18 protein-coding genes are annotated in these 24,641 nt (G+C 42.2%); 12 read left to right on the top strand and 6 right to left on the bottom strand.

The window, feature by feature from the left end; genetic code table 11:
* Positions 1–113: 113 nt before the first annotated feature.
* Both F0227_RS17750 and torD read right to left on the bottom strand, forming a co-directional pair.
* Entirely contained in the window at positions 114–1,130 is a 1,017-nt protein-coding gene (locus F0227_RS17750; protein ID WP_171754583.1) for a substrate-binding domain-containing protein, read from the bottom strand.
* Between the two features lie 211 nt (positions 1,131–1,341).
* The gene (gene torD, locus F0227_RS17745) at positions 1,342–1,989 is read right to left on the bottom strand and encodes a molecular chaperone TorD (RefSeq protein WP_171754582.1); all 648 of its coding nucleotides are present in this window, start codon (positions 1,987–1,989) and stop codon (positions 1,342–1,344) included.
* Between the two features lie 234 nt (positions 1,990–2,223).
* Here torD and torR point away from each other — a divergent pair, with 234 nt between their 5' ends.
* On the top strand, positions 2,224–2,937 hold the full coding sequence (gene torR, locus F0227_RS17740) for a two-component system response regulator TorR (protein ID WP_171754581.1): 714 nt from the start codon (positions 2,224–2,226) through the stop codon (positions 2,935–2,937).
* A 238-nt stretch (positions 2,938–3,175) separates the two neighbouring features.
* Here torR and elyC read toward each other — a convergent pair whose 3' ends face one another.
* Positions 3,176–3,985: an envelope biogenesis factor ElyC gene (elyC, locus tag F0227_RS17735; RefSeq protein WP_171754606.1), complete on the bottom strand. Its 810-nt coding sequence runs from the start codon at positions 3,983–3,985 to the stop codon at positions 3,176–3,178.
* A gap of 115 nt (positions 3,986–4,100) precedes the next feature.
* On the opposite strand from elyC, the gene cmoM reads away from it, so the two are divergent.
* From cmoM to F0227_RS17695, 8 genes are all read left to right on the top strand, one after another.
* Entirely contained in the window at positions 4,101–4,886 is a 786-nt protein-coding gene (cmoM, locus tag F0227_RS17730) for a tRNA uridine 5-oxyacetic acid(34) methyltransferase CmoM (protein ID WP_171754605.1), read from the top strand.
* 12 nt (positions 4,887–4,898) lie between these two features.
* Positions 4,899–6,236 (top strand): chromosome partition protein MukF, encoded by a 1,338-nt coding sequence (gene mukF, locus F0227_RS17725; protein WP_171754580.1) that lies wholly within the window; start codon positions 4,899–4,901, stop codon positions 6,234–6,236.
* Complete coding sequence (gene mukE / locus F0227_RS17720; protein ID WP_171754579.1) at positions 6,217–6,909, top strand: chromosome partition protein MukE; 693 nt, start codon at positions 6,217–6,219, stop codon at positions 6,907–6,909. The genes mukF and mukE overlap by 20 nt, the downstream gene beginning before the upstream one ends.
* Positions 6,906–11,345, top strand: a complete 4,440-nt coding sequence (gene mukB, locus F0227_RS17715) for a chromosome partition protein MukB (RefSeq protein ID WP_171754578.1) — start codon at positions 6,906–6,908, stop codon at positions 11,343–11,345. Before mukE ends, mukB begins: the two co-directional genes overlap by 4 nt.
* 228 nt (positions 11,346–11,573) lie before the next feature.
* Complete coding sequence (locus F0227_RS17710) at positions 11,574–12,689, top strand: efflux RND transporter periplasmic adaptor subunit (protein WP_171754577.1); 1,116 nt, start codon at positions 11,574–11,576, stop codon at positions 12,687–12,689.
* Positions 12,686–15,790 (top strand): efflux RND transporter permease subunit, encoded by a 3,105-nt coding sequence (locus tag F0227_RS17705; RefSeq protein ID WP_171754576.1) that lies wholly within the window; start codon positions 12,686–12,688, stop codon positions 15,788–15,790. Before F0227_RS17710 ends, F0227_RS17705 begins: the two co-directional genes overlap by 4 nt.
* Positions 15,771–16,442, top strand: coding sequence for a response regulator transcription factor (locus tag F0227_RS17700; RefSeq protein ID WP_171754575.1), 672 nt, complete (start codon positions 15,771–15,773; stop codon positions 16,440–16,442). The genes F0227_RS17705 and F0227_RS17700 overlap by 20 nt, the downstream gene beginning before the upstream one ends.
* On the top strand, positions 16,439–17,695 hold the full coding sequence (locus tag F0227_RS17695; RefSeq protein WP_171754574.1) for a HAMP domain-containing sensor histidine kinase: 1,257 nt from the start codon (positions 16,439–16,441) through the stop codon (positions 17,693–17,695). The genes F0227_RS17700 and F0227_RS17695 overlap by 4 nt, the downstream gene beginning before the upstream one ends.
* A gap of 192 nt (positions 17,696–17,887) precedes the next feature.
* Here the strand turns inward: F0227_RS17695 and F0227_RS17690 are convergent, their stop codons facing one another.
* The 3 genes from F0227_RS17690 to F0227_RS17680 form a co-directional block, all read right to left on the bottom strand.
* Positions 17,888–18,736 carry an NAD-dependent epimerase/dehydratase family protein gene (locus F0227_RS17690; protein ID WP_171754573.1) on the bottom strand — a complete coding sequence of 283 codons (849 nt, stop codon included), beginning with the start codon at positions 18,734–18,736 and terminating at the stop codon, positions 17,888–17,890.
* A 1-nt stretch (position 18,737) separates the two neighbouring features.
* Positions 18,738–18,971 carry a TIGR02647 family protein gene (locus F0227_RS17685; protein ID WP_171754572.1) on the bottom strand — a complete coding sequence of 78 codons (234 nt, stop codon included), beginning with the start codon at positions 18,969–18,971 and terminating at the stop codon, positions 18,738–18,740.
* Positions 18,972–19,153: 182 nt separating this feature from the next.
* Entirely contained in the window at positions 19,154–19,945 is a 792-nt protein-coding gene (locus tag F0227_RS17680) for an ABC transporter permease (protein ID WP_171754571.1), read from the bottom strand.
* A 498-nt stretch (positions 19,946–20,443) separates the two neighbouring features.
* Here F0227_RS17680 and torE point away from each other — a divergent pair, with 498 nt between their 5' ends.
* The 3 genes from torE to torA are packed head-to-tail and all read left to right on the top strand — an operon-like array spanning position 20,444 to position 24,328.
* Entirely contained in the window at positions 20,444–20,620 is a 177-nt protein-coding gene (gene torE / locus F0227_RS17675; RefSeq protein ID WP_171754570.1) for a trimethylamine N-oxide reductase system protein TorE, read from the top strand.
* Between the two features lie 41 nt (positions 20,621–20,661).
* Positions 20,662–21,846: a pentaheme c-type cytochrome TorC gene (gene torC, locus F0227_RS17670; RefSeq protein ID WP_171754569.1), complete on the top strand. Its 1,185-nt coding sequence runs from the start codon at positions 20,662–20,664 to the stop codon at positions 21,844–21,846.
* A gap of 19 nt (positions 21,847–21,865) precedes the next feature.
* Entirely contained in the window at positions 21,866–24,328 is a 2,463-nt protein-coding gene (torA, locus tag F0227_RS17665; protein ID WP_171754568.1) for a trimethylamine-N-oxide reductase TorA, read from the top strand.
* Positions 24,329–24,641 lie beyond the last annotated feature (313 nt).

The raw sequence follows: 24,641 nt of genomic DNA, 5'->3' as shown, positions 1-24,641 counted from the left end.
CTCATTTTGGTTTTTGCTCAATTACCTATTCGTTGCTGTGTAAATAGCACTTGAATTTGTGGTGCGTAAACTCGGCACTGGTGGAATTACTTATCTACAGTGCCTAATTTTTGTTATTTAATGCTTTTAACGCTGTCACGTACGACTAATTCAGGTTGCATTTCGAATACACGTTTTTCATGTTCTTTGTTTTTAATGCGAGCTAACAAAATTTCGAAAGCTGTTTTACCTACGCGACGTTTAGGCTGATGGATAGTCGTTAAAGGTGGAGAAAAATAGGCCGCCAGATCGATATTGTCGTATCCAATGACTGAGATATCTTCTGGAATTCTCATCCCTTCACGTTGCAATCGGCTCATCAAACCTAGTGCCATAGTATCGTTAAAGCAGAATACGGCAGTTGGTTTGTCGTCCATGGCTAAGATTTTGTCTGCGGCCTCAACGGCAGTATCACACTCAAAGTTGCCTTCAAGAATCTTGCTCTGGTCAAATGGAATACCATTCTCTTCTAGTGCACGGCGATAGCCTTGAGAACGTTCAATGCAGAGTTTCTTATCAAAGTGCCCACTTAAACAAGCGATATTGGTGTGACCGTTCTCAATAAGATATTTGGTCGCGATGTATCCGCCTTCTTCTGAGTTGTCGATAATTTTATCGGACACTTCGTTAGATTTTGACTCGCCATGACCCCAGTCCATGACGACTTTTGGGATCGTGCCATGAGCATCCAACATCTCTTGTAACTCATCTGTGAAATCCGAACAGAGAATAAACATGCCATCGACGCGCTTCTCAGCCAGCATGCGTATATAGTCTCTCTGCTTCTCATAAATGCCACCCGTGTTACAAAGAATTAAGGTATAACCTTGGCGGTAACAATAGCTTTCAACACCATCGACAATCTCACCCAAAAATGGGTTTGTTGATTGCGTAACGAGCATGCCAATAGTTCGGGTGGTATTACATTTTAAACTTCTTGCTACTGCACTTGGGGCGTAGTTAAGTTCTTTTACTGCATCCATTACTTTCTGCTGAGTTGTTTCGGCAACAAATCGCGTTTTATTAATTACATGGGATACTGTGGTGGTGGATACACCTGCTATGCGTGCTACGTCTTTAATGGTGGCCATAAGCTTTCCTATTACTCTGATGCTTTAATAAATGTTCAGACAACTATTAAAATCATCAATATTTGCGCTGGAAACACAAAAAACCGCTAGTCAATAGCGGTTTACATTTACATTAGTTCTAATCGTTTGCGTCGATATTTTAGCTGTTTTTCTTGCCAATAACAAAGTATTCACCTTAATTTATTGGTTTTTGATCACATTTGCTTATGGATCATTCACCAGATAGGTAGGCGCAATCGAGTTGACAGAAACTGACTAGTAGTTCTGAAACGCTGGCATAAAAACCAAACTCATCAAACTCAACACATTTTTTACTAAATTGTGGGAACCAGCTTAAAAGATATTTTTCTATAAACTTTTTCTGTTCTAGTAGTGCTTTGTCGATATGTTCCAGTTTTTCTAGTTCATTACTACGGATAATCATATTACCTAAGAAATCCAGTTCAATCGCGATATGATCGGCAGGTTCATTTAAGCCTTTTTTTACATCAACGCCATGATCAAGCATTAGCTGCTGCATCTCTTGTGCCGGTTTATCATTAAGAAGCTTTTGTTCTCCAATATAGATTGAAGCGTAGGGTAGAGCTCCCGTTTTATCTGTGGTTAAAAATAGCCCACAAAAATCAGCGGCTAGTTCTAGTTCAACATCTGGGCGATCTTGAAGTCGGTTTAACGCATCTACCAATTTGTCGATTGACGGTTTAAGAACGTCATTCTCTCCTAAACCGGTTAAGAACGAACGAATTTCAGCCGAGTGGTAAGCTTGAAGATCTTGTTCTGTTAGTTCTTTGGCGAAGATGCTGGAAAGCCACCAATAGATTTCTGCTCTCTTTTCGTTAAACGCCTTTGTCTCTTCCATCTCTTAATTCCTAAATAAATAACCTTGGTATAATTGTATGCAAAAAATATGAATAGAACTAACTTAAATTATGAAAAAATATGATAAAAAATGGGAAATAATTAACACAAGGTCAAATACTTGCTCTCTGTCAACAAAAATCAAAAAACAGCACTAAATTTTTAATCTAAGCTAGAATTGTTAATAAATATAAATAGAATGCATCTTAACGTAGGAATAATAAAAGTCATGGTTATGAGCAGTCACGTATTAGTAGTTGAAGATGATGTAGTTACCCGAAGTAAATTAGTCGGGTATTTCCAAAATGAAGGTTACCATGTAAGTGAAGCTGAAAACGGTGATAGCATGAGAGCGGTTCTACAGGAACACCGTATAGATTTGGTCATGCTTGATATAAACCTGCCTGGAGAAGATGGTTTGATGTTGACGAGAGAGCTTCGCACTCAATCAGACATCGGAATTATTCTTGTTACAGGACGCACCGATAGCATAGATAAAATTGTTGGTTTGGAGATGGGCGCTGACGATTATGTCACGAAACCCTTTGAGTTACGGGAGTTGCTGGTACGAGTTAAGAATCTGTTATGGCGTATTTCTCTTGTTCGTAACCCTCCTTCGGAAGCGGAAAAAGAGGAGAACTCAGAGTTTTTAGTTCATTTCGGTGAGTGGGTCTTTGATATCCAACGTCGAGCTTTAAGCAAAGATGGTATCCCAGTTAAGTTGACTAAGGCAGAGTATGAGTTGTTAGTTGCTCTCTCTTCTAATTCAAACAAAGTGCTCAGTCGTGATCGTATTTTAAATATGATTAGCCATCGTGTCGATGCGCCAAATGATAGAACCATAGATGTATTGATAAGACGTCTTAGAGCCAAAATGGAATATGACCCTAAAAACCCGCAAATATTTGTTACCGTACATGGTGAAGGTTATATGTTTGCAGGAGATTGATAGTAAACATTAATAAATTAATATAATTATTAATAAAAACCGAGGTATTAACCTCGGTTTTTTTGTTTGAAATTGAGAAGTAGAACAGAAATTAAATTTTTACCAGCCACTAAATAGAAAAAAATGAGCAATAGCGAGATAAATTGTGTGACTCAAGTAAAACTCCTACAGCTTATCCGCTAAAAAAACTGCCTATCTTTTGCTGTTCAACAGACCTTAATGCCCTTGTTTAAGACACCTACTCCGGTTGAGTGACCGTTGCTTCCGGTGCTGTAACCGTTGGCGAATCCATAATAGAGTCTCGAATATGGCTCCACCAGACACCAAGCTTTTCGTGCCAGTATCGTTCTGTCTGTTCTAAATATCGAGCTTGTGGGGTGAACTTAACCCAAGGCTGATTTATTTTAGATTGAGCCAGGTAGTTGGTTGGTGCCGGGATGGGTTCTAATCCAGCGGATTCAAACTCCATTAGCGCACGCTTCATGTGGCTAGCCGATGTGACTAAAACCAACTCCCTCTGCTTGATAAAGGCTGCGGCTTGTCTCGCTTCTTCCCAAGTATCTTTTGCGGTTTCTAGCAAGATGATATCTGGTTTAGCGACCCCAAGTGCTAGCGCGACCTTTGCCATCATTTTTGCATGACTAAACTCTGCGCCACCAGCGTAGCCCGATAGAATCAATTTGGCACCGGGAAACATTCTAATAATGCGTATACCTTCTGTTAAACGCATTAACGCTGTCCTACTTAGTTCCGACGTTGGAGGAATCTGGTCATCAACAACATGACCACTGCCCAGTACCATCACATAATCGATGCTTCGATCTGTAGGTAAAAAGGCTGTGTACTCTCGTTCCATTGGCATCAATAGGCGTGTAGAAAGGGGTTGAAATGAAACGAGGAAGATCCCTGTTAAAGAAAGGAATACAAACAGAACACCGAATCGGTGTCTCTGCGTGAACATAATCAATGCTAAGCCTAAAAAACCAACAATTAATAACGCAGGCAGGGGCATTGATAGAGACGATAATATTTTTTTCAGCTCAAACATACTTAAATAGTCCGAAAAACCATCACTTAGTTGTAAAAACTCAGCATAACCCTTTATTCCTGTCATTCCTATGCCAGAATAGGCAACAAAATTGAAAAATGATAACTCAGACAGCGTGATAGAAGACCGTAACTTCGATGACATCGCAGATAAATTCGCCAAGAACATCTATGGATCAGAAAAAGGCGACATTCGCCAGACTATAGTTTGGCAGGATTTAATGGATGCGATACAACAATTTGACCAGAGCAAAATCCCTCTTCACATACTTGATGCGGGGGGAGGTTTAGCTCAGATGTCGCAAAAACTGGCGCTACTTGGTCATCGAGTCACTTTGTGTGACATCTCCTCAGAGATGTTGACGTTAGCAAAGCAAGAGATAGAGAAAAACCAACTGTCTACGCAGTACCGTTTTATCCACTCTCCGGTTCAAGAGTTGCCGACTCAGTTGAGCGACAAAGCTGATATGGTTTTATTTCACGCGGTGATGGAGTGGTTAGCTGAACCAAAACATGCATTGGAGACTGTACTTAATCAGATAAAACCTAATGGCGTAGCGTCGATTATGTTTTATAACCATCATGGCTTAGTTTTCAAAAATGTTATCTGTGGCAACATTCCTCATATTTTACAAGGGATGCCGCATAGAAAACGATTTAAGTTACAACCACAAAAAGGACTGCTTCCGGAACACGTTTATCAATGGATTGAAGACGCCGGATTTGAAATATGTGGTAAATCAGGAATTCGTTCATTTCATGACTATATTGGCAATATGGAATACATGGGCGATTTTCAATTTGAAGATGTATTGGAGCTTGAAAAAAGGCTTTGTAGACAAGAACCATACCTCTCCCTTGGTCGATACATTCACGTGTGGGCGAAGAAAAAAGATAGTTAGATAGGAACAACAGTGAGCAATAAAGAATTTGCTATTACCGATCAACCCATTGATGAAGTGGTGGATTGGGTAAAGCAACATGATTTCTCATTGAATCTCTCTAGTGAACGTTTAGCGTTTTTAATCGCTATTTCGCTTTTAGGGAGCACAAAATTTGATGAAGAACTGGGTGAAGGTGAGCTGCATGACGCGTTCAACATTGTCACCCAAAAGTATAAGCAGGACTCTGAGTTAATTTCATTTAGAGCAAATAACGCCATTAATGAGTTAGTTAGCCAGAGATTGATCAGTCGTTTTACCAGTGAAATCAATTCCGCCGCGAGTATTTACAGGCTTTCTCCTTTAGGAGTAAGCATCACCGACTATTATGTAAGACATCGAGAATTCTCCCAATTAAAGCTTTCAATTCAACTTTCGATGGTTGCCAATGAGATGGCCAAAGTACTTGATGCCGCAAAAGATGGTGAAGACGCGGAGTATTGGAGAAAAAATGTTTATGGAGTACTAAGGTATTCCGTTGGAGAAATTTTTGATCAGATAGATTTAAATCAACGTGTAATGGATGAACAGCAGCAAGAGATAAAAGCGCAAATTGCTCAACTGTTAAATCAAAATTGGCGAGAAGCGATTAGCCAGTGTGAAGTACTGTTAACCGCAACGTCTGATAATTTGGTTGAGCTGCAAAACACGCTTCAAGCTGCCAGTGATCAGTTACAAAGCCAACTGCTTGATGTCCAAGATACGATCTATTTAAGACATGATCTTGAGTTTATTGAACAAGCCCTTTTCTCATTGCAGATGAAGTTAGACCGAATCATACGGTGGGGACAACAAGCGATTGATCTCTGGATTGGTTATGACCGCCATGTACACAAATTTATTCGTACTGCTATTGATATGGACCAAAATCGAGCCTTTAGTCAGCGGTTGAGGCAATCAATAAAAGCCTACTTGCAAGAGCCGTGGTTATTGACCTACGCCAGCGCAGAAAAACTGCATGATCTACGTGATGAAGATATGGTGCTACGTAATGATGAAGTCACCGGATTTGTGCCGCAAGAGGTGGAATTTGAAGACGTTCAACAGGTGCATGATGATCTGTCATTACGAATTGCGGAAATGTTACAGCGCTTCAAGCAACATAAAGAGGATATAGATTTAGCCAAAGTGCTTAAAGAGTACTTGCTTCAACATCCTCATACTCATCATTTTGATTTAGCCAGAATTATTATTGATCAAGCGGTGAAGTTGGGTTACTCCGAATCAGATTACCAAGCGATTCAGCCTAACTGGACAGATATCAACAATTTTGGAGCAAAGGTACAAGCGAATGTCATCGACAGATTTTGATGAATACATGTCAGTGAAACTGGCAAAAGTAATTTCTAACCCTCTTTTTCCGACGCTTGATAGTGCGTTAAGAGCAGGAAGGCATATTTCTAGTGATGATTTAGATAATCACTCACTATTGACCGATTTTGAATCGGAACTGGTTGGATTTTACCAGCGTTACAATACGGAACTGGTTAAAGCGCCAGAAGGCTTCTTCTATTTAAGGCCTCGTAACGCTTCATTAATAGGACGAAGTGTATTAACGGAACTCGACATGTTGGTGGGTAAAGTGTTGTGTTATCTCTATTTAAGCCCAGAACGCCTTGCCAATGAAGGCATTTTTAGCCATCACGATCTCTATGAAGAGTTGTTGTCATTAAGCGACGAGAAAAAACTTATAAAGTTAGTGACTAACAGAGCGACAGGCTCTGACTTGGACAGAGAAAAACTGTTTGAAAAGGTGAGAACGTCATTAAGACGATTAAAGAAAATTGGCATGGTTCACTCAATGGGTGAAGAAGGAAAATTTATTATCAGTGACGCCGTATTCCGCTTTGGCGCAGATGCACGTTTAGGGGATGATCTGCAACAAGCACAAATAAGATTAATTAAAGATGGCGAAGCCGTTGTTGAAAAAAAAGTTGAAAAACAACCTGAACAACCAAGTGATACAGATGAGGCGCTAGCATGATTGAAAGAGGTAAATATCAATCGTTAACCATGATTAACTGGAATGGTTTTTTTGCTAGAACATTTGATATTGATAACTTAGTGACAACCTTATCTGGAGGCAATGGTGCTGGAAAATCCACCACTATGGCGGCATTTATTACCGCTTTAATTCCAGATCAAAGTTTACTGCATTTTAGAAATACTACCGAAGCTGGGAGCTCGCAAGCATCAAAAGACAAAGGTCTGTTTGGTAAGTTGCAACCAGGTGTCTGTTTTTCTGTGTTAGACATTGTTAACTCGCGCCAGCAACGTATTTTGTTTGGTGTTAAGTTGCAGCAGGTCGCAGGAAGAGATAAGAAAGTCGATATAAAACCATTTGTTATTCAAGGGCTGGATAAAGACATTCGGCCAACGGACATTCTGATAGAGTCGCTGTCAGGATCACAAGCAAGAGTGAAAGCGTTACCTGAGATAAAACAGCATATCAGCACTTTGGATCAGGTGAGCTTCAAAGCCTTTAATTCGGTTGCTGAGTATCACTCGCAGATGTTTGATATGGGTGTTTTACCTAAGAAACTTCGTAACAGTGGCGATCGCTCTAAGTTTTATCGTCTTATTGAAGCGTCTCTGTATGGGGGCATTTCAAGTGCGATCACCCGATCTCTGCGCGACTATTTATTGCCTCAAAACGGTGGCGTTAAAAAAGCATTTCAAGACATGGAGTCGGCACTTCGTGAGAATCGCTTAACATTAGAAGCCATCAAAACTACCCAAGCAGATCGTGATCTGTTTAAGCATTTAATTACCGAATCTACCAACTATGTTGCTTCTGATTATATGCGTAATGCCAATGACAGAAAAAACAATATTGACCAGATTCTGTCGCTACGCGGTGAGCTATTTTCGACCAAAAAGCAGATCATTGAACAGAACAACAACTTTAATCAGATAGAGCTGTCGTTAGAGAAATGGGTCGAGAAAGAGTCCACTTTAGAGCAAGAGCAGCAATCAGCATCTGAGTTTTTACAACTCGTACAAAATGCCATTCGACAAAAAGAGAAAATCGATAAGTATCAACAGGATTTAGAACAGTTAAGTGAGAAGGTACAAGAACAAGCGTTAGTTGTAGAAGAGGTCAATGAGCAAGTTGAACAGATTGAAGAGCAGATGCTGCTGGCGGAAAACGATGTGGATAGTTTGCAGTCGCAACTTGCGGATTACCAGCAAGCGTTAGATGTTCAGCAGACACGTGCTCTTCAATATCAACAAGCGATGGAAGCATTAACCAAGGCTATTCAATTAACAGAAGAGCCGCAGCTAGAGGCTGCAAATGCGAAAACTCATTTAGCCCATTACAAACAGCTAGAACAGAGTAAAACGGCGCTGTTACTTGAAGTAAAACATAAGCTTGATGTTGCCTCTGCTCAATCGGAAAAATTTGAAAAAGGCTATGAGTTGCTTTGCTCAATCCAAGGTGACGCCAGCCGTGATAATGCCGCTGATATTGCAAAAGAGTGGTTAGGCAAGCTTAACAAAATGGAAGCTGAGTTGGAGAATGAGTCTGGCTGGAGAGCGATTCAACAGCAACTAAAAAGTGACATTGAAAAGCAAGTCAACGCCAAACGGCTGTGTGAGAAATATCACTCTCTCACGGAGATTGAGTTAACAAACAGTGATGTGGTTGAACAACAAAATAGTCAACATCAACATTCATTAGAGAAAGCGCAACAGACCCATCAGCGCCTTAGAGACAATAAGGCCGAGTTAACTCGAAACATTAACCAGATTGATGAAGAGATTGATCGTTTGGTTTCTATCGCACCTCGGTGGATAGAGGCGAACAGTGCTAGGTTAAAACTAGAAGAGCAGAGCGGACTAGCATTAACCTCCAGCCATGTCGTATTGCAACAGATGCAAAAGCTGATGGAACAGGAAACGACACAAGTCCAACGAAAGGATCAATTGGCGGCTCAACGAGACAGAATCGATGCAGAAATTGAAAAGCTGGCGTTGCCGGGGAACTCAGATGACGCCAGACTCAAAGAGATTGCAGAGACGATTGGTGGGGTACTGTTATCGGAAATTTATGATGATATTGCTGTAGAAGACGCGCCCTATTTTAGTGCTATGTACGGGCCTGCGCGCCACGCGATTGTGGTACCGGATTTAACGGATATCAAAAGCAAGTTGCTGTCTGTCACCGATTGCCCTGAAGATATTTATATTATTCAAGGAGAGCCTGATGCATTTGATGATACCTCTTTTGCGGTAGAAGAGCTGCAAGGGGCGGTATGTGTTCAGTTTAGTGATAGGCAGATGCGCTATTCACGCATTCCTGAAATGTCTCTTTTTGGTCGTGCTGCGCGAGAGCAACGCGTACAACAGCTACGTGACGAACGAGCGGAAATTGTAGAACAGCATGCAAGTGTGGCGTTTGATGCGCAAAAGCTTTCGCGTTTGTATCTTGGCTTTAGCCAGTTTGTAGAAAATCATATTCAAATCGCTTTTGAGCAAGATCCAGACAAAGCGCGTTACGACCGTAGCAATGACAAGAAGCAATTTACTCGACAGTTAGCTGAAATTGAACAGCAAGAGAAACAGCTTGTTTCACAGATGTCGTTAGACAAGCAAGCGTTACATCTTTTGGCCGCTGTTCAGCCAATATATGCCATGCTGGCTAATCAAGCGTTGTCGATTAGCTATTCTGAAAATGAAGAGAAGTTAGCCAGTTTGCAGCAAAGCAGAGGTTTTATCACTCAGCATAAAAGGTCGATTTTAGATCTTAAGCCGCTTATAGCTTCACTTGAAGTTGACCCAGGTCAGTTGGATGGCTTGGATTCCAACTATCAACAACTAGAAGATGAGTTAAAACAGGTTAAAGCACAGATTTTTGCTATCGAAGATGTGTGTAAACGTAGCAGCCATTTTAGCTACTCTGACTCAGCCAATATGTTAGAGACCAGCAGTGAATTAAGCGAACAGCTCACCAAAAAACTGGCAGAAGCAGAACTACTGAGAAGCAAATACCGAGAATCGGCTAAGTCTATTCGTCATCAAGCCAGTCAGTATAACCAAGTGTTTGTCTCATTAAAGAGTGCCTATCAAGCTAAGTCAGAAACCGTCAGCGAGTTTTTAAACGAGTTTAACGAGTTTGGTGTTGCTGTTGAGCATGGTACGGAGCAGAGAGCCAGTGAAAATAAACAGCTACTAACTGAACAGCTACAAGCGTCAAGACAGGAAATCGCCCAACTGGGTAAAGATGCTACCGCGATAGAGTTTACCATTAAAAGTTTAATGAAAAAGCGGAACAAGACAGAGAAAGCATATGTTGAGTTACGTTCATTGGTTGTTGTCGCTAAGTCGGGTTGGTGCAACGTGCTTCATCTTGCTAAAGAGAATGATGTTCAAAGGCGACTTTACCGTCGTGAACTCGCGTATAAGTCAGCAGGAGAGTTAAGATCCATGTCTGATAAATCTCTTGGTGCCTTACGACTCGCGGTTGCGGACAATGAATCTTTAAGAGATGCATTGAGGCTGTCAGAGGACAGTGCTTACCCTGAACGCAAAGTGATGTTCTACATTGCGGTATATCAACATCTAAAAGAGCGTATTCGACAAGACATTATCCATACTGATGATCCGGTAGAAGCGATTGAGGAGATGGAGATAGAGTTAGCACGTTTGGCTGAAGAGTTATCTCAGCGAGAGAGCCGTCTCTCCATCAGTTCTGAATCCGTTGCCAATATCATTAAGAAGACCATTGTCAGAGAGCAGAATCGAATAAGAATGCTAAACCAAGGCTTATCTAATATTAACTTTGGTCAAGTGAAAGGGGTTCGTCTGAATGTCAATATTCGTGAAAGCCACCAGATATTGTTAACTAGCTTAGAACAGCAACAACAACAGCATAAAGATCTGTTTGAGAGCCACCGTCTTACGTTCTCTGAAGCCATGGCGAAAATGTTTAAGCGGGTGAACCCTCATATCGATATGGGACAGCGTTCGCCACAACTTTTGGGTGAGGAGCTATTAGATTATCGTAACTACCTAGAGTTAAGCGTTGAAGTCAATCGTGGTACCGATGGTTGGTTACAAGCTGAGTCAGGTGCTCTCTCTACTGGTGAAGCGATAGGAACCGGACAATCCATTTTGCTGATGGTCACTCAAAGCTGGGAAGAAGAGTCTCGTCGTTTAAGAAGTAAAGATATTATTCCGTGTCGTCTGCTGTTTCTGGATGAAGCTGCACGACTAGATAGTAAATCTATTTCTACCCTGTTTGAGTTGTGTGATCGTCTTGATATGCAGTTATTGATTGCGGCTCCAGAAAATATTAGCCCTGAGAAAGGAACCACCTATAAACTGGTTCGTAAAATCTTTAAAGACCATGAACATGTTCATGTTGTTGGTTTGAGGGGATTTGGACAAGCCGTTGAGCATGATAACCACGCAGCTTAACTTATTTTTGCGGCTAGCTCAGAGAGTTTTGTCTGAATAGACTGTAATTACAACGCCAGTGCAATCGCACTGGCGTTTTTCTCTGCCACTCTTTATTTGTCTTGGTTGCCGCGTTTTATCTGCTGTAGCTCTCTTCTCTACCATAGCCAAAGCCCCTCGTTAACGTGATGTTTACTCCCATTGATATAGACTTTTCGCCAATCTAGTAGGAACGGTTAAGGTCTATAAATGAAGCAAAAAGTGATTGTTTTTATCGTCGCCTCGTTGGTGTTGTCGGCGAGTTATCTCTGGTTTACCTCTCCAGTGGAGTGGCAGGAAGGAGAGAGTAAAGCTCGGGTTCTGCCCACAACTGAAGTGGTGGAGGCCTCATTAGTTACCGCAAGAAAAAAAATGACCCTTTATTCCGAAGTGAAAGCGAAATGGCAAACCGATATTGTTGCTCAAGTTCAAGGCCGAGTTGACTTTATTGACTCTCGTCTGGAGCAAGGAAACAAGGTTAAAAAAGGGGAGCTTCTTGCTTCATTTGAGCCTTCTCGCTATCAATTGAGCGTCGAAGAAGCGAAGGCACGTTTGCTACAAGCGCAGGCCGCGCTAGCTATCGCAGAGAGTAAAATGGCGGCAGCAAAACGGGGCTGGAAATTAGCAGGCAACAAGGGAAAACCAACCTCTTCCATCGTGTTTAAAGAACCACAGGTTGCGCAGGCGAAAGCGGATGTCGCAGCGGCACAGGCAAACCTAGCGAACAAAAAACTGCAACTATCATTTACCAAAGTGTATGCCCCTTATGACGCTATCGTTGCAAAGCGTAGTATTGATCCCGGCGAAGCGATTCAAAACGGACAAGCGTTATTAACGTTATTTAACGCTGGTGTCCGTGAAGTGGCGGTGGCACTGACTGAGAAGCAGTGGCAAGTTCTGCCGGAGCGTTTAATTATTGATGACATTCAAGTTAAGGCTGTATCGGCTAACACTCAACAGCAACCGATCATAAAAGTAACAGGTATCCGAAAAGCGGGCTTTATTGATCCTCTTAGCCGACAGCGGTTTATCTACTTAGAGCTTAGCGACGGTTTACCGGGGATGTTTGTTGAAGTCACTCTACAAGGAAAGCGACGATCTGACGCGGTACAAATACCTAAAACAGCGATGAGTCCATCGGGTCTGGTTTGGTACGTTGATGAGCAAAACAGACTCGGCAATTGGAAGCCACAAATACTGAGCGCGAACGACAGTAGCATCTATGTCACCGCGACCAAGAACTCGTCACTAAGAGTCGTGAAATACAGTCATGATGGCTTGAAAGTAGGCGCAAGAGTAGATGCTATCGAAGGAGCTGCACTATGATGAGTTGGTTCTTGAGAAACCCAGTGGCTGCCAATTTGCTAATGGTGATGATACTGGTATCCGGCTATTTGACGTTAACAGGATTAAGGTCGGAGGCATTTCCTAAGCTTCCAGCAAATAGCATCAGTATCTCTACCTATTTCTCTGGCAGAACAGCGGAGCAGGTTGATCAAGGTTTAACGTCAAAGATAGAAAGGGCACTGGAAGGCATTAATGGGGTAAAAGACATTTTTTCCTCTTCGAGTCGTTCAAATAGTTATGTTCAAGTCGTGAGAACCGACAACTACCCACTAGACAAACTGACCGTCGCTATTCGTCAAAAATTGGATGCGATTGAAAACTGGCCTTCCGCAGCAGAGAAAGCGGTGATAGAGCAGGAAGCCTTTAAATTCTCTGCTTTGATCGTTCAAGTTTATGGTGGCGAAGATATTAATACTCGACAACGAGTATTAAAACAGGTGAAGAAACGCCTTCTCTCTCAGCCGAGTATCAGCAAGGTGAAAAGTTGGGGGGAAGAGCATAGCCGAGTCACACTAGAAGTTGACCCTTTTGCTCTCAAAGCTTACGCACTCACTCTTGCGGATCTATCTGAAGCGGTAAATCGCTTCTCCATTACCGGTAAAAGTGGCTTGTTAAAATTACAATCCGGCAACCTAACTCTAAGTGCCGATCAACAAGGTTACTACGCCAAAGATTATGAAGATGTCATTATTAAAACCACCGAGAATGGTTACGCCGTTCGAATAAAAGATGTTCTAAAATCCGTAGATAACTATGCCGAACATGAAGTAAAAGTTCGTTTTAATGGCAAACCAGCTTTGGGCATAGAAGTCATGGCTGGAGATAAGAGTGATGTTAAAGAGATAAGTGAAGAAGTTAGTGCGGTGCTAGCAAAGATTCAGCCCCAGCTACCTGATGATATTAAAGTCACCGTATGGGCAGATACCAGTCGCTATATTGATCAGCGGTTGGATTTGTTAAAAAGCAATGCGCTGCAAGGGGTATTACTGGTTAGCCTGCTCTTGGCACTGTTTCTTGATACCAAATTGGCTCTTTGGGTGGCTGCTGGCTTGCCTGTCGCCATTGCTGGAACATTTGTTTTTATGGGAGAAAGATTCCTCAACTATACCTTCAATGAAATCACCACCTTTGGTTTTATATTGGTGTTGGGCATCTTGGTTGATGATGCTGTCGTAGTAGGAGAGAGCGTTTATTCAAACAGAATGAAGGCGAAGAAGAGCGGCCTTACTGCGATTCAATCCACCGAACAAGGCGTGAAAATTGTTGCCATACCAACGATATTTGGTATCGCAACTACCATTGCTGCCTTTATGCCAATGACTCAAATAAGCAGTGAGTGGGGCAAACTGTTTTCAGGTTTTGCATGGGTGGTGATCGCCGCTCTATTTATGTCATTAGTTGAATCCAAACTGATCTTACCGGCTCATTTAGCGCATACCCGGGTGGGAGAGCAGAACAGAGTTCAGCGTGTCGCTAATAACACGCTAGAGGCGTTTGGAAAACGGATTTATGCTCCGGTACTTTCTTGGTCAATTAAGCATAGATACTCTGTTATTGTGCTTTTCATTGCCGTATTAATTGGCAGCTTTACCTTAGTACAAAAGAATGTGGTAAGAACGGTGTTCTTCCCTGAGGTTCCCGGCGATTTTGTCTCTATTAATATCGCCCATCATGCCAATACTCCTCTTGAGCTGGTGGAGAAAAATGCCGAGCTGATTCGCAGTGCCGCTGAAACGATAAACAACGAAGCTGGTCAGTCATTAATAGAAAAACTATTGATAATCGTCAGTGATGAAACCATTTCGGTGGAAGCGGAGTTGCTGCCACAAGAGACGAGAACGTTAGGGCCAAAAGCGGTGGTTAATCGTTGGCGGACTCTAGTGGGAGACATTCCTGCCGCGTGGAATGTGAATTTCGGCACCTCGGAGGGGAGCACCACGCCTAACATGCAACTCGTGCTTATTCATAGTGATAGTGACGTGTTACAGAGAGCGAAAACATATCTGATTGAGCAAATTAAACAACAATATGGTGTGCTAGGTGTACGAGACAACTTAAAAAGTACCGTGCCTCAACTTAGCTTCACTCTTAAAGAGCACGCAAAGCAGTTGGGGTTAACCCAGCGGAATCTATCCGATCAACTTAGCAATAAATTTGGTGGTTTAGAGGTGCAGAGAATGCAACGAGGTAATGAAGAAGTTCGTGTGGAAATTCGTTTTCCTAAGAAGTTTCGTGACTCTTTACTGGATCTAAACCTGGTACAGATACGAAACCATAAAGGGCAGGCTTTTCCTCTTAACGCGATTGCCGATGTGAACTTTGAATATAAGCGCAGCGAAATTATTCGTAAAAATGGTAACCAATATTCCAATATCACCATTCAGGTTGATAAAGGGGTAACGTCTGCAGAATATTTATATGACGACCTCTCGCATTCGGCGTTTAAAGAAATGCATCTGCGTTGGCCTGACTTAGTGATTAAACAAGCGGGTGAGCTGGAAGAGAGCAAAAAATCGAAAGAAAATATCAAGAAAGCATTGATCATTTCATTGATCGCTATTTACGCACTGCTGGCAGTACCACTGAAGAGTTATGTTCAACCTATTGTTATCATGTCGGTGATTCCGTTTGGTTTTGTCGGTGCCGTTCTTGGGCATGCAGCTTTGGGGATCCCATTAAGTATGTTGTCATTTCTCGGTATGATGGCGTTAGCCGGAGTTATCGTAAATGATAGCCTAGTATTAATCAGTAGCTTTAATCGACAGCGCAGGGTGGGGCGAAGTAAAGCGTCACTGCACAAGTTATTGGTTGAAACTGGACTCACTCGATTAAGGGCGATATTTTTAACAACCGTAACGACATTTGCAGGCTTATATCCGTTGATGTCAGAGACTTCGGAACAAGCGCAATATCTTATTCCTGCGGCTGTTTCTTTAGCCTATGGTGAACTATTTGGAACCGGTATTACCTTGATACTGATTCCGGTATTGCTGGCGATAGTGGTGGATGTGCAAGATAAGCTCGCGACTAAAGAGCGCAAACAAGAACTGGGGCTAAACGATGCAAGTATTGATCATTGATGACGATAGTGAGTTTTCTGCAGCATTAGCGGATTACTTTGAACTAAAAGGAGTGGAGTGTGACTTCGCCTATAACGGTTCAAGTGGTTTGGCGCTGGCAAAACAAGAGAGTGCTGATGTGATTATTCTTGATGTGAATATGCCAAAGATGGACGGTTATGAAGTCTGTTCTCTGTTGCGAGAAGCGTATATCCAAACGCCGGTACTAATGATGACAGCTTACGATACCATGGAAGATGAGCTTGCAGGGTTTCGCAGTGGGGTAGATGATTTTGTTGTAAAGCCGTGTCCAATGCCAGTGGTGTGGGCACGAATTGAGGCGTTGTTAAAGCGAAGTCGTGCAAGAAATCAACAGACGATCACTATCGCTGACTTAGTACTCGATATTCCTTCTCAAGAGGTACGCCGAGCAGGGGATTTAATTAAGGTGACGCCTGTTGGCTGGCAATTATTGCTCTATCTGGCGAAAGAGAGCCCAAGAGTGGTGCCAAGAAAAGAGTTGGAAGCGTTGATTTGGCCGGAAGGTGATCCCGACTCTAGCAACCTTAAAGTTCAGTTGAGTCGATTAAGAAAAGTGCTGGATAAGCCCTATCAAACCCCACTGCTGCATACGCGCATCAACTCCGGTATTCAGTTGAAGGAACAGCAATGAAAAGAAAAGCGGTATCTTTACAGAAAAGCTTGTCACGCAAGTTGATCATGTTTGGTTCAATATTGGTTGTCTTCATGGTTGGCATTATTACGGTCCAGTACATTTTCGGTATTGATACGGCTGCAGATGTCGATATTCAAATTGAAGCGATCAGCTTATCTCGTCAGTTAGAACAGCAAAATGAACTTACTGATGTAGAGGTGTCTCTGCTGTCTAACTCTAACGTTTATCGTCACTGGGAGAAGTTGCCTGAGTATGTAAAAACAGAATATCAATCCCCCGATACTCTTATTTTGAATAAACCCGAGAGTAAGGAAGCCGAATTAAATGGCGAGCTTATTTACCTTGAGTTGATGAAGCTTCCACTCGCGTCTGGAGAGATAATCTATTGGTTAGGGGAGTACTCTAGTGAGTACTCTGAACGCTACTTTGAGAAGTACATTAAAATAATCGTTATGCAAAGCTTGATAGCCATCGCGGTATTTATGCTGCTTCTTTTTGCGTTGGTTGCCTGGTGGATGAGAAGTTTAGGAAAGCCGTTTGTTCATCTAAAACTGTGGGCGGAAAAACTGGGCACGGAGCAGCAGCAACCAAAGTCTGTTTATGATTATGAGGAGCTGAATGACTTGGCGGAGCAACTGGAGTCAGCTGTTGAGAGGATTAGCGCTTATAATCAGAGAGAAACCCAATTTCTACGTAATGCCAGCCACGAGTTAAGAACGCCACTCGCTATAATGCAGGCCAGTTTGGATACGCTCGATGAACAAATTGGCGAATCCCGGCCTTTAAATAGAGCAAAGCATGCGGTTGAAAATATGACGACTCTCAGTCGAACGATTTTGTGGTTGGCACGAGAATCAAAAGAAGAGTTGGAGGTTGAGTCGGTCTCATTGCGACAAGTGAGCGAGGAGCTAATAACACGACTTGATTATTTAAAGCAGCACAAGCAATTGAGTGTTTCAATTAAAGGTGAGGGGAGTTGCCTCGTTAATCCCGCTTTAATAGAAATCGTGATGAGCAATCTAATCCGTAATGCTTTTCAGTATGCAGAGCAGGGTGAGATCAGTATATTCGTTTCGGATGAGACGGTTACCGTGTCCAACCACAGTTCTTATCAGGGTGACCATTCTAGTGGTTTTGGTTTAGGACTTGAATTGGTCAAACGCATTTGTGCCAAGCAGGGCTGGAGGTTCTGTTACCAAAATTCACAACAAGAGGTGCAGGTTGAGGTGATATTTACAAGAGTCTGTTGAATTTTCGAGAACAGATTTTGTTCCATCTGAAAGCGGTTTGAGCAAGGCATGAGAAGAGCCGCATAGTTACTCTATGTAAACGACTTATCACGCAGTATAAAGCACCTGTTGCAAAAATAGTTTCGAAAGGCCAACAGACCTTAATGAAGAGAGTATCTCGGATGAAGTTGGTACTTATTAAATGATGACACCTTAGCAGTGCTGAAGGCCATCGATAGCGTTAGAGTAAACAAAATGATAGCCAGATTGCTGTAGCTTCTGTGAAGATATTTGCTTGTCTGCTGTTGTTGTTATTTCCGGCATATTAAGAGTGGCATCATACTGCTGGAGTGCCGTTTGATAAAATTCGGATTTATAGACTAATGCAGGAGAAGAGGCATTGATTATCTGATGGGTTACACGAGAGAGTACGAACTGAATAACACCAATGGCGTCTTGTAAATGTAGCATATTGGCAGGTGCTGCACTGCTGATCGATTTTAGTTTACTGACAAACCTTCCCGGATGTCGATTTGGTCCGAATAACCCCGAACAGCGAACAATCATATATCCCAATGTCGACTCTATTAAGGCTTGTTCTGCTGCCAACATGGTACGAGCATTATCGGAGAATAGTGCGTTATTGGCTGCCAGTTGAAGAGTGGCATCTTCCTCTTTGACTGTGCCTGACACCTGTGGATAAACTGTTGTTGAACTGACCATAATCACATTATCTATATTGGCTTGTTTTGCCACTTCAATAAGAGCTTGCCACTGTAATAAGTACTGTTGACCTTGTCCTTTACGAAATCCCGGCGGGAAACTGCCAATAATGGTGGAAACATTTTTTTCTATTAGCGATTGAACAAATTGAGAGGTTTGATCTTGATTGGTGAGTGGCAGTTTGAGCAAGAGGCCATTTAAGCCCGCATGTTGTAGCTCTTTAACACCTTGCTCGCTTGTGCGAGTGACGTATACCGGATGTACTCCTTGCTGCTGTATAGATAAGGCTAAAGGCTGACCGAGCCAGCCTCCACCAACAATGGCTATAGCACCTGACATATTAAGCTGAAATTACGCGTAGCAGTTTATCTGCCAGTTCTGCCATTTCTATTCCTTCGTCAGTAAGATAACCGCCGTCGGGCATGGTACATAGTCCTTTGCTATATAGACTTGCCACAGCACTCTTCATTTCGGCTGCTGCTTCTTGATGAACTTTAATACCTGTTGCAGAACTACTGATATCAAATTGAAGAAGAAGGTTAAGTTCTGCGATGTTTTCTTGGCTATATTTCATGCTGTGTTCTCAAAGTAGTTATTTTCTAACTAAAACCATAAAGCGCTCTATCAAGTGAAACAAGCAACAATCACCAGAATTGTTACCTTTGACTAAAATGGTCAGTTTTAAAACAGTTTATCCACATTATCTGTGGATAAACTCTGCTAAGCTTGATTTTCTCGGGATAGAGAAAGTGCAAGCTATTTTTTAATAAATTTTATCAGTACTTTGCCCTCTTTTGTGATTGTCTGTTTTATGCTCAATTGCAAAGAGACAGTAAGAGAAATACTCATCATAACGAAGATGGCGATCATAATGACCAACTGGTATTTGATCGCGAGCAAGGGGCTTGCTCCTCCAAGAATTTGACCGGTCATCATGCCAGGCAGCGTGACTAACCCTGTGGTTGTCATTGACGCTAGTATGGGCGCAAGGGCTTTTTGCATGGCAGTACGGACAAAAGGTACAGATGCATACTTAACGGACGCTCCCAGTGATAAAGCCGCATGGTATTCGTCTTTTCTCTGTTCAAATGCATCGTATAAGTTTTGTAGAGCAACAATGTTTCCGCTAAGGCTGTTGCCTAACAACATTCCCGATATGGGGATTAAATACTGCGCACTGTACCAAGGACTTGGTTCAATAACATAAAAGCAGAGTAGTAAGATAACGGGGAGAAGACCGATGAAAAGTCCGGATACCACCGGAATCATCAATCGTTTTTTCGGCAAATTGGCCTTGTCGATAATGGCACTTCCACCTATCAAGACCATAATCACCAGCCAAGTAATGTTCAGTGCTACGCTATTTAGCTCGAAAACAAACTGTAAGTAGAGACCCACCAAAGTAAGTTGAACGGCCATTCGCACCGTTGCAATCAATATCTCTCGATTCATTTGTAGCTGATAGTAACGACTTATTGCTAGCGGGATCACGAGTGTGATTGAGAATAAAGCCAGCTGAAGCCAAGTTATATCAATAGCAGACTGCATAGGTCATCTCATGTTTCTAAGTGGTTGTTATTTATCTTAACCCTAAATGCCTCGAACAGGCAGCATTTAAAACGGCATCAATGTCTTGAGTTCATAAACGACATTTGCAGCCAGAGAATCGATATTCCATATGTATGGGGGGGGAGCTCACATTTTACATTTTATTAACGTAAATATTGACTGTTTTTGAGTCAAATTAAAAACTTTTCGCGATGAATAATCGTACCAATATAGTGCAAAGATATACGTGTTAATAACAATTAATACATATTGATAACATTATTAATTTTACACATCTGTTCATGTTTTTTCACATTAAATCTTATTAAAACACATCTCCGTTCCATATCAAAAAACCAGTAAATAAGGGCTCTAAAGCAAGGTTCTTATATTGAACCACACAAATTATGTGGTCTAGAATTTCTGTAAAGAAAGGTAAAGTAATTCAGTGTTTTTCATGTTTAACCGGAATGAACTAATTACATAACAGGTAAATGTATGAGTAATGTTAATAAAAGTAGTGGGCAGGAAGAACGTTCTTTGGAATGGAAATCGTTCTTGCTAATTACTGTTGTTCTTTTTCCAATCTTAAGCGTTGCTTTTGTTGGAGGATACGGATTTCTGATTTGGATAATGCAAATTTTATTTATGGGCCCTCCTGGGACTCATGGTTAATTTTGTACCTATTTTGATTTTAATTTTTTAGAGAAGCGATCATGACATCCATTATCAAAAGTATCTGGACCACGATGACAAAGCCGGCAGTGCACATAAGTTTAGGTGTACTTACTTTAGGCGGCTTTATTGCGGGTGTAATTTTCTGGGGTGGTTTTAACACTGCTTTAGAAGCGACTAACACCGAAGAATTTTGCATTAGCTGCCACACCATGGAAGCCAATGTTTATAAAGAGCTGCAAGAGACTGTGCACTGGAAGAACAACTCTGGAGTACGTGCCACTTGTCCTGACTGCCATGTTCCTCATAACTGGACAGACAAAATAGCTCGTAAGATGCAAGCGTCGAAAGAGGTCTATGCACAAATTTTTGGCAACTACGATGAAGCTGGAAAATTTGAAGAGCGTCGTCTAGAGCTAGCACAACACGAATGGGACCGTTTCAGTGCTAACGGTTCACTAGAGTGTAAAAACTGCCACAACTATAGCTCCATGGATTTCGATACCATGTCCAAAGCGGCGCAAACCGCGATGATTCCTGCTGCAGAAAAAGACCAAAGTTGTGTTGATTGTCATAAAGGCATCGCTCACCAACTGCCGGAAGGTATGAATAGTGCCGGCGCAATGACGCAGAAATTAGCGGAAGAAGCCAAAAATACCGATTACTCAGTTGGTGAAACCATTGTCAGCACCAAATACTTGCCACTGTTTGAAGATGAAAAGATGGAGAAGCCAGCAGGTACTCTAGCACCAGCTTCAGCGGTAAAAGTGATTGCTAACGAAGGTGATATCGTTCAAATCGAAATCGCTGGCTGGCGTAAAGCACGTGGGTTTGCTCGAGTTATTCAAGAAGACTTTGGTATGAACATCCCTACTGCGACATTAGAGAAAAAGACCGCTAAGAACAAAGCCGTTGTCGAGAAGTTTGAGAAGAAAGTGGATGAACTAACGGGTCTTCCTTGGCAGCGTGTTACCGCCAAACTGTGGCTGAAAAAAGCCGATATGCTCAACTCTTTTGACCTAATTTGGGATGAATCAAAAGAAGCATATCAATCAAACTGTTCGACTTGTCATACACAGCCAGAAGAAGGTCACTTTGACACTAATACATGGCCTAGCATGTTTAACGGAATGCTAGCGTTTGTAAACTTTGATAAAGACAGTGAAACACTCATTTTAAAATATTTACAAAAACATTCTTCAGATTTTTCTGAAGGTCATCATTAAGTTAAAGGAGTAGTACCCTATGACTATTACAAGAAGAAGCTTTCTTAAAGGTGCGGCGGCAACAAGTGCTGCATCGGTAATTGGTCCAAGCTTACTTATGTCAGCAACTGCCAATGCAGCAGATGCAGGCGAGTGGAAAACATCTGGTTCACACTGGGGCGCGTTCCGTGCTCGCGTAGTGAATAATAAGGTTGAAGAAATTAAACCTTTAGAACTGGATAAGTATCCAACTGAAATGCTAAACGGTATTAAAGGGATTATCTACAGCCCATCTCGTGTACGTTACCCAATGGTACGTCTAGACTGGCTGAAAAAACACAAATACGCTGCGGATACACGCGGTAACAACCGTTTTGTTCGTGTCACTTGGGATGAAGCACTAGACTTCTTCTATAACGAACTAGAGCGTGTACAAAAAGATTACGGTCCATGGGCGCTTCATGCTGGTCAAACAGGATGGCGTACAACGGGTCAGTTCCACTCAGCTGGTAACCATATGCGTCGCGCTGTTGCAATGCATGGTAACTACATTAAGAAAGTGGGTGACTACTCAACAGGTGCTGGTCAAACAGTACTACCATACGTGTTAGGTTCAACAGAAGTATACGCGCAAGGAACTTCTTGGACTGAAATCTTAGCAAACAGTGACAACATTGTTATGTGGGCTAATGATCCAGTTAAAAACCTTCAAGTTGGTTGGGCATGTGAAACTCACGAATCTTATGAGTACCTAGATCAGCTAAAAGAGAAAGTGGCCAAAGGTGAGATCAATGTTATCTCTATTGACCCAGTTAAAAACAAAACTCAGCGTTTCCTTAACAACGAACACATGTATGTAAACCCGCAAACAGACGTTGCTCTGATGCTGGCACTTGCACACACATTGTATAAAGAAGAGCTTTATGACGAAGATTTCGTTGATACATACTGCCTAGGCTTTGAAGAGTTTATTGCTTATGTAAATGGCGAAACGAAAGATAAAGTAGAGAAGACTCCAGAGTGGGCTGCTGAAATTACAGGTATGAGCGCGGAAGATATTCGCAAACTTGCTCGTACTCTAGTTAAAGGTCGTACACAGCTTCTATTCGGTTGGTGTATCCAACGTCAAGAGCACGGTGAGCAACCATACTGGATGGGTGCTGTACTTGCAGCGATGATCGGTCAAATCGGTCTTCCTGGTGGCGGTGTATCTTATGGTCACCACTACAGCTCTATTGGTGTTCCATCAACTGGTTTTGCTATGCCTGGTGGCTTCCCAAGCAACCCAGACAAAGGCACTACGCCTAAGTGGGACAACAAAGACTTTAACGGCCACAGCTCAACTATCCCTGTAGCTCGCTGGGTCGACTGTTTAGTTGAACCAGGAAAAGAAATTAACTACAACGGTAACAAAGTTAACCTTCCTGGCTACAAAATGATGGTTATCTCTGGTTGTAACCCTTGGCATCACCACCAAGATCGCAACCGCATGAAGAAAGCATTCCAAACGCTACAAACTGTAGTGACTATCGAGTTTGCTTGGACAGCTAGCTGTCGCTTCTCTGATATCGTACTTCCTGCATGTACTCAGTTTGAACGTAATGATATTGATGGTTATGGTTCATACTCTAACCGTGGTGTTATCGCGATGAACAAACTGATTGAGCCTATGTTTGAATCTCGTAGCGACTTCGACATTATGACTGGCCTAACTAAGCGCTTTGGTCGTGATGCAGAATACACTCGCGGTATGAACGAGATGGAATGGGTTCGCAGCCTATACGATAACTGTGTTAAAGCGAACAAAGGCAAATTTGACCTTCCTAAGTTTGATCAGTTCTGGAGCGAAGGTTACTTTGACGCTGGTAAGGGTAAACCTTGGGTTCGTCATGCGGCATTCCGTGATGATCCAGAAACGAATGCACTTGGTACGCCATCTGGCTTTATTGAAATTTCAAGCCGTAAGATCAAAGGCTACGGCTATGATCACTGTCAAGAGCACCCAATGTGGTTTGAAAAATCAGAACGTTCACACGGCGGTCCTGGTTCTAAGAAACACCCATTCTGGTTGCAATCTTGTCACCCAGACAAGCGTCTACACTCACAAATGTGTGAGTCTGAAGAGATGCGTGCAACTTATGCAGTTCAAGGTCGTGAGCCAATCTACATCAACCCTGTAGATGCTAAGTCTAAAGGTATTAAAGACGGTGACCTAGTACGTGTATTCAATGACCGTGGTCAATTACTAGCAGGTGCAGTTGTCACTGATAGTTATGCTCAAGGTGTTGTACGTATTGAAGAAGGCGCATGGTACGGCCCTCTGAATGAGAAGATTGGTGCTATTGATACATATGGCGATCCAAACACATTGACTCAAGATATTCCATCTTCTGAGCTTGCTCAAGCGACATCAGCTAACACTTGTTTGGTTGACTTTGAGAAGTTCAAAGGTGAAGTACCACCAGTGACGGCATTTGGCGGTCCAATGATGGTAACTAAATAACAGTTAGCAGTTATCTGTTAAACAAAAATGCCAGTCTTGTGACTGGCATTTTTTTTGTCGTTTATGCTTTAGCAATATACTCAAGTATGTTTGAGTATAACGGTCAGCCTATCCACTCTGTTCTTGATAAAACAAAGATTGTTGTTTAATCAAAAGCATCTGCCTTGAGAAAGCGTTTGATGGTTAACGAAGCGCTCGTCTCACTAAAGTATACTCAAGTGACCTCAAGATGCAGGATTCAGAGCAACATCAACAAGTTCAGTTCAAGAAAGATAATTGAAGGAATGGCATTCCCTTTCAAGATTATCTGACG

It is taken from the genome of Vibrio sp. 99-8-1 (assembly GCF_013114595.1).
In the GTDB taxonomy this organism is placed as follows: domain Bacteria; phylum Pseudomonadota; class Gammaproteobacteria; order Enterobacterales; family Vibrionaceae; genus Vibrio.
The sequence above is the reverse complement of the archived record's forward strand: the minus strand, read 5'-3'. Positions and strand labels throughout refer to the sequence as shown.

Coding starts and splice junctions, on each gene's coding strand:
- F0227_RS17680 (WP_171754571.1), bottom strand. CDS start 19,945: ATGCAGTCTGCTATTGATATAACTTGGCTTCAGCTGGCTTTATTCTCA.
- torD (WP_171754582.1), bottom strand. CDS start 1,989: ATGGAAGAGACAAAGGCGTTTAACGAAAAGAGAGCAGAAATCTATTGG.
- F0227_RS17695 (WP_171754574.1), top strand. CDS start 16,439: ATGAAAAGAAAAGCGGTATCTTTACAGAAAAGCTTGTCACGCAAGTTG.
- F0227_RS17690 (WP_171754573.1), bottom strand. CDS start 18,736: ATGTCAGGTGCTATAGCCATTGTTGGTGGAGGCTGGCTCGGTCAGCCT.
- F0227_RS17710 (WP_171754577.1), top strand. CDS start 11,574: ATGAAGCAAAAAGTGATTGTTTTTATCGTCGCCTCGTTGGTGTTGTCG.
- torE (WP_171754570.1), top strand. CDS start 20,444: ATGAGTAATGTTAATAAAAGTAGTGGGCAGGAAGAACGTTCTTTGGAA.
- elyC (WP_171754606.1), bottom strand. CDS start 3,985: ATGTTTGAGCTGAAAAAAATATTATCGTCTCTATCAATGCCCCTGCCT.
- torA (WP_171754568.1), top strand. CDS start 21,866: ATGACTATTACAAGAAGAAGCTTTCTTAAAGGTGCGGCGGCAACAAGT.
- F0227_RS17700 (WP_171754575.1), top strand. CDS start 15,771: ATGCAAGTATTGATCATTGATGACGATAGTGAGTTTTCTGCAGCATTA.
- mukE (WP_171754579.1), top strand. CDS start 6,217: ATGTCATCGACAGATTTTGATGAATACATGTCAGTGAAACTGGCAAAA.
- F0227_RS17685 (WP_171754572.1), bottom strand. CDS start 18,971: ATGAAATATAGCCAAGAAAACATCGCAGAACTTAACCTTCTTCTTCAA.
- mukB (WP_171754578.1), top strand. CDS start 6,906: ATGATTGAAAGAGGTAAATATCAATCGTTAACCATGATTAACTGGAAT.
- torR (WP_171754581.1), top strand. CDS start 2,224: ATGAGCAGTCACGTATTAGTAGTTGAAGATGATGTAGTTACCCGAAGT.
- torC (WP_171754569.1), top strand. CDS start 20,662: ATGACATCCATTATCAAAAGTATCTGGACCACGATGACAAAGCCGGCA.
- F0227_RS17705 (WP_171754576.1), top strand. CDS start 12,686: ATGATGAGTTGGTTCTTGAGAAACCCAGTGGCTGCCAATTTGCTAATG.
- F0227_RS17750 (WP_171754583.1), bottom strand. CDS start 1,130: ATGGCCACCATTAAAGACGTAGCACGCATAGCAGGTGTATCCACCACC.